The sequence below is a fragment of the Aerosakkonema sp. BLCC-F183 genome (assembly GCF_041929145.1).
Lineage (GTDB): Bacteria > Cyanobacteriota > Cyanobacteriia > Cyanobacteriales > Aerosakkonemataceae > Aerosakkonema.
Genome location: NZ_JBHFNU010000042.1, coordinates 1 through 13,980 on the forward strand (window position 1 = coordinate 1; position 13,980 = coordinate 13,980).

Here is a 13,980-nt window from a genome sequence, read left to right on the forward strand (position 1 = left end):
GGGATGAGAATGCTGCGATTAATATCCTAATTAAAGCATTGCAAATACTTGGCTATGTATCAAATACGGTAGGGCATACCGAAATTAACGCTTGTGGAGAGATGACCCTCTACCTGAACTTGGAAACAATGTTCAAGCAAGGTCGCTCATTGAAGCAAGAATCTCCCGTTATAGCCTCAGCTTAACGGGAGAGTGTCAATTCAACTGCGCCAAAATCAACCAGGTGGCTTAGCTCCCCGCGAACAAGCTCGTTATTATTTAACATTTCCTTGGGTACAACCATTTGCCAATCAGGATGTGTTTGCCAATCCGGTGATTCTGGGAATTCTCGATCGCGTGTTCTTCCAGGAATACAGGTTGGTGCAACTAGCGGCTGATATTCCCTGTCAGGGTTCGGATTATCAAGAAATTCATCGCGATTTCCGTCCGTTGTTTTCTGAGCAAATTCTTACGCCGCTTTACGCTTTAGCAGTTAATTTTCCATTGGTTGAAGTAACGGCAGATAATGGCCCGTTTCAGATGGCACGCGGAACTCATGTGATGCCGCGTGAGGAGGCGCTGGTGAAGATTAGAGCGGGTGAGATTCCGATGGAATCTTTTTATATGCAGCCTGGTGATGTTACGATTCGATCGCCCTTAGCAATGCACAGAGGTTCACCGAACCGAACCCAAAAGCCAAGACCGATGGTAGTAATGGGTTATGTTATGCACTGGCTACACACACCAAAAGTAGATTTAACGCTTCCAAAAGATTACTACGAGAACCTGCCAGAGCAGCTACAGCAGATGCTTCGGTGTGAAGTGGTAGAGCAGTTGCCAGAAAATAAGGCCGAAACTTATGTGAATTTTAAATATTAGCGTTCTAACATAATGAGAACTTACACCAATCCAGTTTACAAAGGGTATTTTGCCGATCCATTTGTTTGGAAATACGAAGGTGTGTACTATGCGATCGGGACAGGGCCAGCGGAAGCAGAAGGGCAAGTTGACGAAATTGGCAAACGCCTAGTGTTTCCGCTGCTGCGTTCCGAGGATTTCGTGAATTGGCAGTTTGCCGGGAATGCACTTTTGCGACCAGACCCCGCGCTGGGTGATAACTTTTGGGCTCCGGAAGTCGCTTACTGCGATGGCACGTTCTACCTGTATTACTCTGTCGGACACGAAGATAAAAGGCATCAGTTGCGTGTTGCCACCAGTTCCGAACCGTTGGGGCCATATGTTGATGTGGGAGAACCGTTATTAGACCCACAAATTTGTGCGTTTGCGATCGATCCGCACCCATTTTGCGATTTGGACGGACAGTGGTATCTCTTCTATGCTCGCGATTTTCTGGATACCGAAAGCGGCGTTCGCGCTGGTACAGCTTTAATGGTCGCTCGTCTGCAAAGCATGACAAAGCTAGCAGGTGAAGGCAACGTCGTTTTACGCGCTCGTTCCGATTGGCAGAGATTCCTAGCCAATCGTGCGATGTACGATGGCATCTACGATTGGCATACGTTGGAAGGGCCCTGCGTTCGCAAGTACGAAGGACGCTACTATTGCTTTTATAGTGGCGGACGCTGGGAAACTGACAGTTACGGTGTTGATTATGGAGTAGCGGATAGCGTGATGGGTCCTTACTCAGATGCGGGGAATGAAGCAGGGCCGCGTGTGTTGCGATCGGTTCCCGGTTATGTGTTGGGCCCGGGTCACAATTCGATCGTGTTAGGGAAAGACGATCGCACCGAATATATTATCTACCATGCCTGGGATACAAATATGCAGGCGCGACGGATGTGCATTGACAAGCTGATCTGGACACATTTCGGCCCGCGTTGCAATGGCCCTACTTGGACGCCGCAAGAGTTAGACCACCTCAGCCCAAACCTTTAACAGGAATGTCGGCAGAAGTCCCCAACTAAAATCTCTGATTTAGTTGGGGATGAATGACGACCAACTAACTCAGAAGCGAAGCAACGATATTGCTAAGGCTGTCGAAATCGTGCGACAATCTTACGAGAAGTCGCCATCAGTAGTAAGGGGGTGAAATGAGTGCAGCGCAAAGTAGTCAAAATCCGCATTTACCCAACAATAGAACAGCAACATAAACTAGCTCAAGCCTTTGGGTGTGCTAGATGGTGGTGGAATTACGCTTTGAACAAAAACGTCGAAACCTATCGGGAAACGGGTAAAGGATTAGGACAATCAGCGTTAAATGCACTATTGCCAGCACTCAAGAAAAAAGCAGAAACTAAATGGTTGGCTGATTGCTACAGTCAAGTGTTGCAAGCAACCACACTAAATCTGACTACTGCATACAAGAACTTCTTTGAGGGAAGGGCAAGGTTTCCTCGATTCAAATCTAAGAAAGGAAAGCAATCAGTCCAGTACCCTCAAAATGTCACAATCTTAGAGAAGGCCATGAAAATTCCAGGGGGGATTGGAGAAATCAAAGCCTCAATTCATCGCCGGATAGATGGCCAGATAAAAACCGTTACCGTCAGCAAAACTCCTTCAGGTAAATATTTTGCTTCTGTTTTGTTTGAGGTAGAGGGCGAATCTCCCCTAACAGCAGAAGGGAAGATTTACGGAATCGATTTAGGAGTTAAACATTTTGCTGTAGTTAGCGACGGCACAAAGATTTCTAAATACGACAACCCCAAGCATTTAGCCAAACATGAGAAGAACTTAAAACGGAAGCAACAGAAACTTTCCCGTAAAAAACATGGAAGTAAAACGAGGGAAAGGTATCGCAAATTAGTAGCTAAAGTTCATGAACGAGTAGCCAACGCGAGGCAGGATTTTCTACATAAACTTAGTCATAAGTTGACCAGTGATAGCCAAGCTGCGATCGTAGAGAATCTTCATGTAAAAGGCATGGTGAGGAACCATAATTTAGCTAAAGCAATATCTGATTGTGGATGGGGAACTTTTGTTAATTTATTGGCGTACAAGCTAGAACGCAAAGGCGGAAAGCTTGTCGAAATTGATAGATGGTTTCCTAGTTCCAAGCTCTGCTCTAATTGCGATCGCCAAGTCTCTGAAATGCCTCTTGATGTTAGGGAGTGGATTTGCCCTAACTGCGGCACTAAGCACGATCGGGACGGGAACGCTGCCACAAATATTAGAGCAGAAGGAATCAGAATAATCAAGACAGATGGAACAGATGTCTCTGCTAGTCGAGGGGAGGTAAGACCAAAGGGTGGACGTAAATCCGTTCTTTTGCACTCCCCTGTGAAGCTAGAAGCCCCAACTATACCGTTAGGTTAGTTGGGGTAGTTCACCTTAGCGATATTCCTTATGATTGAGATTGATGGCTCCTATGGCGAAGGCGGCGGACAAGTACTCCGCACCTCCCTCAGTCTCGCGGCGATTACCGGCAAAGCGATACGCATCCAAAAGATTCGGGCGGGACGCCAAAAACCCGGACTGGCAGCTCAACACCTGACTGCTGTAAGGGCAGCTGCGGCAATTTGTCAAGCACAAATGCGGGGAGATGCTCTCGGTTCGACAATGCTGGAGTTCGTTCCCGGCAGTTCGGTGCAGGCGGGAGAGTATATCTTCGATGTCTCGGATGCACGCGAAGGAGGTTCTGCTGGCGCTCTGACGCTAGTTCTGCAAACAGTATTGTTACCTTTGGCGCTAGCAGCAGGTGATTCCCAGGTGACGCTGCGCGGAGGAACTCAAGTTCCGTTTAGTCCTCCCTTTAGTTATATAGAAAAAGTTTACTTGCCGATCGTCAGTCGCATGGGTTTGCAGGCTTCGGTAAAGCTGAATGCTTGGGGTTGGTATCCCCAAGGCGGGGGAGAGGTAGAATTGCGTCTTGCCGGCAATCACACTTTAAGTGGAATTGATTTACTCGAACGAGGTGCTTTGCGACAGGTGCGAGGTGTGGCGGTGGTAACGCAACTTCCCTCCCACATTCCCGACAGAATGGCACATCGAGCTGAGAATATTCTGCACGAAGCTAACCTCAAAGCTAATATTACACCTCTAAGAGCGCGAGGTATTGCAGCAGGAGCGGGTATTGTTCTCATAGCTGAATACCAAAATAGTTTGGCTGGCTTTAGCGCTGTGGGGCGTCAAGGTTTGCCTGCTGAAAAAGTAGCTCAAATGGCTTGTGAGGAATTATTGGATTTTCATGAAAAAGTCGCACCTGTTGATGTTCACTTAGCGGATCAGTTGTTGTTACCAGCGGCTTTGGCTTCCTCAGCCAGTCAATATCGCGTAGCGGAAATTAGCACTCACTTAACAACAAATGCTTGGGTAATTCAGCAGTTTGGCTTGGCAGAAATAATCATAAATGAAAGTGAAAAAATTGTGGCGATCGCTCCTCCTATAAACTAGCAATCAATCAATTAATTCACCCACACATAAAGCCAAAATAGTATTTATAAACGCTTTTAACTCAGGGCATACTGCCGCCGCAACTCCTAAATCTTTTCCTTCTAAAATACGCTTTGCGTCGCGAGGCTTCACATAGCTATCTCGACATTTCCCGTTTTCAAATATTTCCTGAATGTGCTTGGCTGGCGGCTTATCATGATTAACCTTTTCAGGTTGATTCCCAGGAACAGATTTATTATGTTTAGCTAATTCCTGTATTGTTGACCAAAAAGGTAAAAGCCAAGCTTCAAAATCATATTGTGCCGCATGGGGAAAAAATTTTGGGTTATCTCCTACCCAAGCAGCCATTTTTGCTTTAGCATCTGCCGCATCTATAAAGTCATTAGTACCTGTATAAACATCTGTTAGTGCAATCACAGCATCATAAGCTTCTTTACCAGTGAGAAGATTCTCAACCACACGCTTGAGCTTATCTTTTTTGGGAATACGACCATCATAAGTTATAGGTTTAAGTTTGGGCACCGGAAACCTTTAACACTGATGCTTTCAAACGAATTCATATTATTTTTTTCATCTTGTCTTTTGGCTGGTAATCGCTGCTAAAATTGCGATCGCAGGCTAGGATGATCGGTAATTTTCCCTTTTTTCTATGATAACTCAAAAGGCAACCAAATCGATGATTTATGGATGCGGCGTGCGATCGCTTGCATTGGTGCTATGGTGTTTTTTATTATGAAGGTAAGTTATTTGTTGCCGATCCTGCTAATTCTCGCTTATTAGGTTGGAAATATTTGGCAGATTTGCGCCTGCTTCACGGTACGGATGCGAATGTTTTAATCGGACAACTTGATTTTCAAAGCAAGGGAGAAAATCGAGTTTATGGTTTACCAATGCGAGATAGTTTGTGTTGGTGTTATGGGGTGCAAGTTTGTGGCGATAAAGTTGCGATCGCTGATTCGGGAAACAACCGAATTTTGCTATGGGATTTGGAATAACTTTCCATCCATACCACGAAAACGTCGCGATGGGAAGTATTGTAAGCTACCTTCCCTATCTTACCACGAAATTTCCGATCGAAAATAGTTGCTAAGAAAGTTTGAAATTTTGGTCACTCTGACTTGCGATCGCTTAAATATAAGGTAGGAGAACAGGAAAATAAATTTTTCTCTAACTCCCAACAGATTTAACCATCTGTAGACCCCGCCTTAAAGCTGAGTCTACATCTGTGTACCCTGCGGGAAGGCTACGCCTACATCTGTGGATATCTGTGGTTAAAAATCCCCAATTCGGAAATATCCTAAATTAGATCTTGCACGCCTGGTCAGAAACCGGGTTTCTCAAGCCATATCTGATGTAACCTATTTCCTTCTAAAAATAAGATTCTAACTTCTAACACAATGATAACCAATATTAACAACCCAAATTTAAATATAGCTGAAGAGATTCGAGTACGCGGTATAGTCCAAGGAGTAGGTTTTCGTCCTACAGTGTATCGCCTTGCTAAACTTTGCAGTTTGCGCGGCGAAGTTTGGAATGATGGCGAAGGTGTACTAATCCGAATTGTGGGAACTGCTGAAGCTGTAGAAACTTTTATCGATAAACTACAGAAAGAATGTCCGCCTTTAGCTAAAATAGAAGCGATCGCACGTTCTCCCCTTTCTCATCCACCAACTTACACCGATTTTACCATTACTCAAAGTATCAGCAATCAAATTAAAACCAGCATTACTCCCGATGCAGCAACTTGTCCTGAATGTAAAGCGGAAATATTCGATCCTTTTAGCCGTTGGTATCGCTATCCTTTCACTAATTGTACTCACTGCGGCCCTCGTTTAAGCATCGTTCGCGCTATTCCCTACGATCGCCGTAACACTAGCATGGCTAATTTTACTATGTGTTCGGATTGCGCGAAAGAATATGCAGATGTAACAAATCGCCGCTTTCACGCCCAACCTGTCGCCTGTCATATTTGTGGCCCAAAAGCTTGGTTAAAACGAGCAGATGGTAAACCCATTGTATCAGATATGTTCTCGATGTTAGATGATGTGGATGCAGTTTGCACCCTGTTACAACGAGGAGAAATTGTGGCGATTAAAGGTATTGGTGGAATTCATCTCGCTTGTGATGCTACCAACAAAATGGCAGTGCAAAAACTCAGAGAACGCAAACATCGCTATCACAAACCATTTGCTTTGATGGCGAAGAATTTAGAAATAATTGAAAAATATTGTTTTATTAATGAGTTAGAGAAAGAACTGTTACAAAGTGCGGCTGCTCCGATCGTACTATTACAATTAAAAGATAAAACGGAAGAAACTACCAAACCTATTGCTGCTTCGGTTGCGCCTAATATTAAATCTCTCGGTTTCATGTTACCTTATACGCCGCTACACCATCTGATTTTGCGGCGCATGGAACGTCCGATCGTTCTCACCAGCGGCAACATTTCCGATGAACCACAATGTATTAATAATGAAGTAGCAAAAGACAAGTTGAGTCAAATTGCTGATTATTTTTTACTGCATAACCGAGAAATTATCAATCGGGTTGATGATTCGGTGGTGAAAGTAGTAGGAAATCGGCTGCAAGTGCTACGTCGCGCTCGCGGTTATGCGCCTGCGCCAATCCGCCTGCCATCGGGATTTGAAGAAGCTCCTCCTATTTTAGCAATGGGTAGTGAATTAAAAAATACTTTTTGTTTGTTGCGGGAGGGAGAGGCAATTTTATCGCAACATTTGGGAGATTTAGAGAATGCAGCGGCTCTGACGGCTTATCGCGAAACATTGGAACTTTATTTGCATTTGTTTGAACATAAACCAGAAGCGATCGCACTCGATCTCCATCCCGAATATCTCTCTACCAAATTGGGTAAAGAATTGGGAGTCGATCGAATTTATTCCATTCAACATCATCACGCTCACATTGCAGCTTGTATGGCCGAAAATGGGATAAATTTAGAAAATAAACCGATTTTGGGAATTGCTTTAGATGGGTTAGGTTACGGTGAAGATGGCACGCTTTGGGGTGGGGAATTTCTCTTAGCCGACTATCGCAGTTATCAAAGATTGGCAAATTTCAAACCTGTTGCTATGCTAGGAGGAGAACAGGCAATTTATCAACCTTGGCGAAATACTTATGCTCACTTGATGGCTGGATTTAATTGGGATGAATTGGCGGTAAAATATAGAGAGTTGGAAATTGTGAAATTTTTAGATCGACAACCGCGATCGCTCTTAAATCAAATGTTAGCAAAACGGATTAATTCCCCTTTAGCTTCTTCCGCCGGACGCTTGTTTGATGCGGTAGCGGCTGCTTTAGGAATTTGTCGAGATTCAGCTAGTTATGAAGGACAAGGAGCAATCGAATTAGAAGCTTTAGTTGATAATATTGATGAGGAAACAGCATATCCTTTTGAAATTATCTCTGCACCGATTTTCTATTTAGAACCCCGTCCGATGTGGCAAGCATTATTAACAGATTTACAAACAGGGGTTTCCCAGAATGCGATCGCGACGAGATTTCATCTTGGACTAGCAAAAGCGATCGCATCTATGGTAGTTAGGTTGCGGGAAACTCACTCTTTTACTCAAGTTGCTTTAACAGGAGGAGTCTTTCAAAATCAGGTATTATTAGAACAAGTTAGCAAGCAACTAAATGTGATGAGTTTAACAGTTTTAACACATAGTTTAGTGCCAGCTAATGATGGTGGATTGTCATTAGGACAAGTTGCGATCGCAGCCGCAAAATCAATTCAAAAAGGTATAAAATGAAAAGTAAGCCATGTTTTTATTTGAAATGACTAACCTTCCACATCCAATTCAATATCAAGGTAGTAAAAGGAATCTTGCTCCAGATATTCTCAAGTTTCTACCCGATCGTGTAGAAAATTTAGTAGAGCCATTTGCAGGAACGGCAGCAGTTAGTATTGCGGCGGCTTCTAAATCTATTTTTCAACGTTTTTGGCTTAACGATCTGAACCAACCACTAATCGAATTACTGGAATTAATTATAGAAAGGCCAAACGAAATAGCCGATGCCTATACAGAGATCTGGAACGAACAGCATTATGATTCCATAAATCACTATTTTCAAGTCAGAAACAAGTTCAATGAAACCAACGATCCAACACTTTTTTTGTATTTATTAACTCGATGTGTAAAAGGATCTGTCCGTTATAACTCAGCAGGTTTATTCAATCAAAGTCCTGACAAAAGACGAAAGGGAACTCGACCCGAAAAAATGAGAAAAAATATAGAGGGAGTTTCTCAACTCCTAAAGGGCAAATGTAAATTTACTTACCTGGATTATAGAGAGGTTTTAGCAGAAGTAAAAACTCATGAGTTTGTTTATCTAGATCCTCCTTATCAGGGAGTGTGTGAAAATAAAGATTCCAGATATTTGGCTGGAATAAATTTTGATGATTTTGTTCTAGCCATTGAAGAAATGATGCGAAAAAAAGTAGCTTTTGCAATTAGCTATGATGGCAAGCGAGGGAATAAAATATTTGGTAATTCATTACCAGCAGAACTAGGTCTTAAAAAGATTGAAATAGAAGTAGGGCGCTCTTCGCAAGCAACCCTACTCGGTAGAAAGGAAATCACAGTGGAGTCTTTGTACTTATCTCCCAATTTGCTAAATGGGCAAATTTTCAGCTTAAATAGCTATATTAAAAGAGCGCCTAAACAACTTACCATTCTGGAAAAGCATGGATAGTTCTCAACAGCTACCGGATGATTTCATCCAACTTTGTCAGTCGGTGACTGCCAAAAGACCTAAAGCTGTGATTGACCATATTTTGCAGTATGGTTTTGTTACAACAGAAGAACTGAAGGAAAGGTATGGTTACAATCATCCTCCAAGAGCAGCTAGAGATGTGCGAGAAAATGGCATCCCGCTAGAAACTTTCCGAGTAACAGGGAGCGATGGAAGAAAAATAGCTGCCTACAGGTTTGGAGATGTTAACAAAGCAAGATTTTCTCGCTTGTCTGGTAGAACAGGATTATCGAAACAGATTAAAGATGAGTTGATCGAAAGATATGGTTGTAAGTGCTTTATCTACTTGGAGGGAGTGCATGAGCGTGAATTACAGATCGATCACCGTGTTCCTTTTGAAATTGACGGAGAACCAGATCTAAATCCTGAAAACTTCATGCTACTTTGTGGTTCTGCTAATCGTGCTAAATCTTGGTCTTGTGAGCATTGTGAAAATTGGAACAGTATAAAAGACAAATCCATTTGCTTGTCATGTTACTGGGCGTATCCAGAAAATTATACACATATTGCAATGCGGCAGATTAGAAGGATAGATATTATATGGCAAGGAGAAGATGTGGAGATTTATGAAAGATTAAAACAACAGGCTGTGAGCTTGGAAAAAGACATTCCTAAGCTAATCAAGGAAATAATTGAACGAGAAATCAGACAAAATGACGACAGCTAACAAATTTTATAAACTTGGATAAAAAATAACGCTGCTAGTAATCTTTTCAGATAGTATCGAGTATAATAATCGATTTAAAACTCACAAGAGGTAAAGCAAAATGTGTTTAGGAATCCCCGGTCAAATCGTCGAAATCACAGACATCAAAAACAAACTCGCCACCGTTGATATTAGCGGCGTAAAACGTCAAGTTAATATCGCGTGCATCGTCGATGATACCCATCCCGTCGAATCTTGTCTAGGAGATTGGGTATTAGTCCACGTCGGTTTCGCTATGCAACGAATAGACCCAGACGAAGCAGCCGAAACCCTAAAATTACTCGAAGAACTAGCAGAAATTCAAGAATCATTAGCCATAAGCAACTAAAGTTTTAATACCAACCATAAAGCTACCTGTACATCTGCGTTTATCTGCGTTTATCTGCCTTCATCTGCGGTAAAAAAATACCATGAAATACATCAACGAATTTCGCGATCCCCAAAAAGCCAAAAAATTAATCGAACAAATTCGCCAAATAAGCCAACAAATTGCCACCGAAAACCCCATTAAAATCATGGAAGTTTGCGGCGGACACACCCATGCAATTTTTAAATATGGGTTAGAAGATTTGTTACCAAAAACGATCGAACTCGTTCATGGCCCTGGTTGTCCAGTCTGTATAATGCCAAGAGGTAGGCTAGATGATGCGATCGCACTAGCACAACAACCCAATGTCATTTTTACAACCTTTGGCGATGCAATGCGAGTTCCCGGTTCCAAATATAGCTTGCTGCAAGCGAAAGCGAATGGTGCAGATATTCGCATGGTTTATTCGCCTTTAGATGCGCTGCAAATCGCCAAACAAAATCCCGATAAACAAGTGGTGTTTTTTGCGATCGGCTTTGAAACCACCGCACCCAGCACTGCTTTAACTGTACTGCAAGCAGAAGTCGATCGAGTAGAAAACTTCAGCCTATTTTGCAATCACGTTTTAGTTGTACCAGCATTAGAAGCGTTATTAGCTAACCCCGACTTGCAATTAAATGGATTTGTTGGCCCAGGTCATGTTAGCACCGTAATTGGTACAGAACCTTATCGAATTATTGCCGAAAGATATCACAAACCTGTCGTCGTTTCTGGGTTTGAACCTTTAGATATTTTGCAATCAATTTGGATGGTGGTTAAACAATTAGCAGAAAAACGTTGTGAGGTAGAAAATCAATATAGTCGCTTGGTGAATTCACAGGGTAATGCTGTTGCTTTGGATGCGATGCAACGGGTATTTGAGGTAAGAGAAATGTTTGAGTGGCGCGGATTGGGTGATATTCCTCTCTCTGGGTTGAAAATGCGTTCGGAATATGCGCGTTTTGATGCAGAGGCGAAATTTACTTTTCCCGGTAAGCAAGTTGCAGACCACAAAGCTTGTCAGTGTGGGGAGATTTTAAAAGGTGTGATGAAACCTTGGCAATGTAAGGTTTTTGGGACTGCTTGTACGCCCGAACATCCGATCGGTGCTTGTATGGTTTCTTCGGAAGGGGCTTGTGCTGCTTATTATAAATATGGGCGTTTATCGATAAAGCGGGAAGAGGTGAAGGTTAATTAGATTTGGATTTTTTTACCGCAGATGAAGACAGATGAACGCAGATGTTGGCGCAGTCTTTTGGTGGGGAGAATTTGGATTTTTTTATGGATATTTATGGTTTGAAAATGAGACAAGGTAAGAAGCAATTTCGGGAACGCACTGTTACTTTAGCGCATGGTAGTGGTGGTAGTGCGATGCGCGATTTGATTGATGATGTTTTTGTGGGTAGTTTTGATAATGCTACTTTGTCGCTGTTGGAGGATCAGGCGCGAATTGATTTAGGGAGTTTAATGTTGTTGGGCGATCGCCTCGCGTTTACTACCGATTCTTATGTGGTTACTCCTTTGTTTTTCCCTGGTGGTGATATCGGAAGTTTGGCAGTTAATGGTACTGTTAATGACTTATGTGTTAGCGGGGCAAAACCGCTTTTTCTCAGTTGTGGCGTGATTTTGGAGGAAGGTTTAGAAATTGATATTCTTCGTCGAGTTGTTGATAGCATGAAATCGGCTGCTTTGGCGGCGGGCGTGCAAATCGTGACGGGAGATACGAAGGTTGTTCCTCGCGGTTCTGCTGATAAATTGTTTATCAATACTACTGGTATTGGTGTGATTAAAACGGGGGTTTCTCCCGCTGCGATCGCAATTCAACCAGGCGATATTATTTTAGTTAATGGTTTTTTGGGGGATCACGGTGCTGCTATTTTGGTGGCGAGGGGAGAATTATCTTTGGATACTGATATTCAAAGCGATTGTCAACCTTTAAATGGGTTAGTTGATGCGATCGTTTCCGTCTGTCCAAATGTGCGGGCGATGCGCGATGCTACTCGCGGCGGATTGGCTACAGTATTGAATGAGTTTGCTCAAAGTGCTAATGTGGGAATTCGTTTACATGAGTCAGCTATTCCCGTAAAAAAAGAAGTAGTTGGAATGTGTGAATTGTTGGGATTCGATCCGCTTTATTTGGCAAATGAAGGTAAGCTAGTAGTGGTAGTTCCGCCTGATTCAGCAGATGAGGTTTTGGCGGCGATGCGATCGCATTCCGCTGGCAAAGATTCTCGGATCGTTGGCGAAGTTATGGCGAATCCTGCTGGGGTGGTATTGCTGAAAACTGATTTTGGTACAGAACGAATCGTTGATATGTTAGTAGGCGAACAACTGCCGAGGATTTGTTGAATGCACGAATTAGGAATTACCCGAAATATTGTAGCGATCGCCACAGAACACGCCAATGGTTCTAGGGTAAAACGAGTATCTCTAGAAATCGGCAAACTAACCGCAGTTTTACCTGATTCTATCCGCTTTTGTTTCGATATTTGTTGTCAGGAAACATTGCTAGAAGGGGCAAAATTAGAAATTATTGAAATTTCCGGTTTAGCCCTTTGTCGTCAATGCCAAACAGAGGTTACTTTAGAAATGCCATTCGGTATTTGTCACTCTTGCGGAAGTAGCGATTTAGAAATTTTTCAAGGTGAAGAACTTAAAATTAAAGAATTGGAGTTAGAAGAATTATGTGTGTAACTTGCGGCTGTTCTGATGATGCTAATGTAACTGTTACTAATCCCCAAACAGGAGAACACACCCATGTTTTAGCTGACGGTACGGTTGTTTCCCATTCCCATCACCACGAACATTCTCACGAACATTCTGGCGCAAATGAAAATGCTCAATTGCACGCTAAAATGCACGGTACAACAGTTACTTTAGAACAAAATATTTTAGCTAAGAACGATTTGTTGGCTGCCCAAAATCGGGGTTGGTTTAAAGGTCGAAATATCTTAGCGCTTAACTTAGTTAGTTCTCCGGGTTCGGGAAAAACAACGTTGTTGGCGAGAACGATTCAAGATTTAAAAGACAAAGTTGTAATTAGTGTAATTGAAGGCGATCAAGCAACTACTAATGATGCCGATCGCATTAAAGCTACAGGTTGCCCTGTCATCCAAATTAATACGGGTACGGGTTGCCATCTGGATGCAAATATGGTAGAACGAGGATTGCAAGAACTCAATCCTCCTCTCAATTCAATTGTGATGATTGAAAATGTGGGAAATTTAGTTTGTCCGGCTTTATTTGATTTAGGAGAAACTGCCAAAGTTGCGATTTTGTCAGTCACAGAGGGAGAGGATAAACCAATTAAATATCCTTATATGTTTCGTGCTAGTCAGGTGATGATTATCAATAAAATCGATTTATTACCTTACGTACAGTTTAATGTCGATCGCTGTATTGAATATGCGCGTCAAGTTAATCCACACTTGCAAGTATTTCAAGTATCTGCCACAACCGGAACGGGGTTAGATGCTTGGTATCGTTGGTTAGGTGTTTAGATCGTCTTATACCCAAATATTGAAGATCTCCAAAAATTCTGATGGGGTAGGTATCCTGCTTGCCGAGAGAGATTCTTTTCTGAAGATGTCTATTGTAGAGACGTTTCATGAAACGTCTCTACAACCGATGGCGATAAAGAGGATAATCCAATACTGCACGGGTTTTGGAATTGTAGGTTGGGTTGACGCTAGAGCGCCAGTCCAGTAGAATAAATTGACAAAAAAAACGAAATATATATTGTGTAGGGGCGAAGCATTTGGGCGACAATTCATAACTCAAATTCAAGATCTTTCTGTCCAAATGCTTCGCCCTGCCAAGGTCTCTATCG

General features: G+C 42.6%; 14 protein-coding genes and 1 pseudogene. 14 read left to right on the top strand and 1 reads right to left on the bottom strand.

Annotation, left to right across the window (positions count from 1 at the left end):
* From ACE1CD_RS11040 to rtcA, 5 genes and pseudogenes are all read left to right on the top strand, one after another.
* Positions 1 to 185 (top strand): annotated as a pseudogene (locus ACE1CD_RS11040) (RNA-guided endonuclease TnpB family protein); the annotation flags it as partial.
* 7 nt (positions 186 to 192) lie between these two features.
* Entirely contained in the window at positions 193 to 858 is a 666-nt protein-coding gene (locus tag ACE1CD_RS11045; protein WP_374790254.1) for a phytanoyl-CoA dioxygenase family protein, read from the top strand.
* Between the two features lie 12 nt (positions 859 to 870).
* A complete protein-coding gene (locus tag ACE1CD_RS11050; RefSeq protein WP_374790256.1) occupies positions 871 to 1,872 on the top strand; it encodes a glycoside hydrolase family 43 protein in 1,002 nt (333 codons plus the stop codon).
* 159 nt (positions 1,873 to 2,031) lie between these two features.
* Positions 2,032 to 3,249 (top strand): RNA-guided endonuclease InsQ/TnpB family protein, encoded by a 1,218-nt coding sequence (locus ACE1CD_RS11055; protein WP_374790258.1) that lies wholly within the window; start codon positions 2,032 to 2,034, stop codon positions 3,247 to 3,249.
* 30 nt (positions 3,250 to 3,279) lie between these two features.
* Positions 3,280 to 4,326 (top strand): RNA 3'-terminal phosphate cyclase, encoded by a 1,047-nt coding sequence (gene rtcA / locus ACE1CD_RS11060; RefSeq protein WP_374790260.1) that lies wholly within the window; start codon positions 3,280 to 3,282, stop codon positions 4,324 to 4,326.
* 3 nt (positions 4,327 to 4,329) lie between these two features.
* On the opposite strand, the gene ACE1CD_RS11065 is transcribed toward rtcA, so the two are convergent.
* Positions 4,330 to 4,848: a DUF4276 family protein gene (locus tag ACE1CD_RS11065; protein WP_374823928.1), complete on the bottom strand. Its 519-nt coding sequence runs from the start codon at positions 4,846 to 4,848 to the stop codon at positions 4,330 to 4,332.
* 161 nt (positions 4,849 to 5,009) lie between these two features.
* On the opposite strand from ACE1CD_RS11065, the gene ACE1CD_RS11070 reads away from it, so the two are divergent.
* From ACE1CD_RS11070 to hypB, 9 genes are all read left to right on the top strand, one after another.
* On the top strand, positions 5,010 to 5,321 hold the full coding sequence (locus ACE1CD_RS11070; RefSeq protein WP_374823931.1) for a hypothetical protein: 312 nt from the start codon (positions 5,010 to 5,012) through the stop codon (positions 5,319 to 5,321).
* Positions 5,322 to 5,723: 402 nt separating this feature from the next.
* Complete coding sequence (gene hypF / locus ACE1CD_RS11075) at positions 5,724 to 8,096, top strand: carbamoyltransferase HypF (RefSeq protein WP_374823934.1); 2,373 nt, start codon at positions 5,724 to 5,726, stop codon at positions 8,094 to 8,096.
* Positions 8,097 to 8,106: 10 nt separating this feature from the next.
* Entirely contained in the window at positions 8,107 to 9,039 is a 933-nt protein-coding gene (locus ACE1CD_RS11080; protein WP_374823937.1) for a Dam family site-specific DNA-(adenine-N6)-methyltransferase, read from the top strand.
* Positions 9,032 to 9,766, top strand: coding sequence for a hypothetical protein (locus tag ACE1CD_RS11085; RefSeq protein ID WP_374823940.1), 735 nt, complete (start codon positions 9,032 to 9,034; stop codon positions 9,764 to 9,766). The genes ACE1CD_RS11080 and ACE1CD_RS11085 overlap by 8 nt, the downstream gene beginning before the upstream one ends.
* 100 nt (positions 9,767 to 9,866) lie before the next feature.
* Positions 9,867 to 10,133, top strand: a complete 267-nt coding sequence (locus tag ACE1CD_RS11090) for a HypC/HybG/HupF family hydrogenase formation chaperone (protein WP_374790273.1) — start codon at positions 9,867 to 9,869, stop codon at positions 10,131 to 10,133.
* 82 nt (positions 10,134 to 10,215) lie between these two features.
* Positions 10,216 to 11,349 (top strand): hydrogenase formation protein HypD, encoded by a 1,134-nt coding sequence (hypD, locus tag ACE1CD_RS11095; RefSeq protein WP_374823943.1) that lies wholly within the window; start codon positions 10,216 to 10,218, stop codon positions 11,347 to 11,349.
* Positions 11,350 to 11,390: 41 nt separating this feature from the next.
* The gene (gene hypE / locus ACE1CD_RS11100; RefSeq protein WP_374823946.1) at positions 11,391 to 12,500 is read left to right on the top strand and encodes a hydrogenase expression/formation protein HypE; all 1,110 of its coding nucleotides are present in this window, start codon (positions 11,391 to 11,393) and stop codon (positions 12,498 to 12,500) included.
* Positions 12,501 to 12,845: a hydrogenase maturation nickel metallochaperone HypA gene (hypA, locus tag ACE1CD_RS11105; RefSeq protein WP_374790279.1), complete on the top strand. Its 345-nt coding sequence runs from the start codon at positions 12,501 to 12,503 to the stop codon at positions 12,843 to 12,845.
* Complete coding sequence (gene hypB, locus ACE1CD_RS11110) at positions 12,836 to 13,651, top strand: hydrogenase nickel incorporation protein HypB (RefSeq protein WP_374790281.1); 816 nt, start codon at positions 12,836 to 12,838, stop codon at positions 13,649 to 13,651. The genes hypA and hypB overlap by 10 nt, the downstream gene beginning before the upstream one ends.
* Positions 13,652 to 13,980: the final 329 nt, after the last annotated feature.

What these genes read in the sequence shown, in the direction of transcription:
- ACE1CD_RS11050 (WP_374790256.1), top strand. Translation starts at nt 871, where the DNA reads ATGAGAACTTACACCAATCCAGTTTACAAAGGGTATTTTGCCGATCCA.
- rtcA (WP_374790260.1), top strand. Translation starts at nt 3,280, where the DNA reads ATGATTGAGATTGATGGCTCCTATGGCGAAGGCGGCGGACAAGTACTC.
- ACE1CD_RS11070 (WP_374823931.1), top strand. Translation starts at nt 5,010, where the DNA reads ATGGATGCGGCGTGCGATCGCTTGCATTGGTGCTATGGTGTTTTTTAT.
- hypF (WP_374823934.1), top strand. Translation starts at nt 5,724, where the DNA reads ATGATAACCAATATTAACAACCCAAATTTAAATATAGCTGAAGAGATT.
- ACE1CD_RS11080 (WP_374823937.1), top strand. Translation starts at nt 8,107, where the DNA reads ATGTTTTTATTTGAAATGACTAACCTTCCACATCCAATTCAATATCAA.
- ACE1CD_RS11085 (WP_374823940.1), top strand. Translation starts at nt 9,032, where the DNA reads ATGGATAGTTCTCAACAGCTACCGGATGATTTCATCCAACTTTGTCAG.
- ACE1CD_RS11090 (WP_374790273.1), top strand. Translation starts at nt 9,867, where the DNA reads ATGTGTTTAGGAATCCCCGGTCAAATCGTCGAAATCACAGACATCAAA.
- hypD (WP_374823943.1), top strand. Translation starts at nt 10,216, where the DNA reads ATGAAATACATCAACGAATTTCGCGATCCCCAAAAAGCCAAAAAATTA.
- hypE (WP_374823946.1), top strand. Translation starts at nt 11,391, where the DNA reads ATGTTGGCGCAGTCTTTTGGTGGGGAGAATTTGGATTTTTTTATGGAT.
- hypA (WP_374790279.1), top strand. Translation starts at nt 12,501, where the DNA reads ATGCACGAATTAGGAATTACCCGAAATATTGTAGCGATCGCCACAGAA.
- hypB (WP_374790281.1), top strand. Translation starts at nt 12,836, where the DNA reads ATGTGTGTAACTTGCGGCTGTTCTGATGATGCTAATGTAACTGTTACT.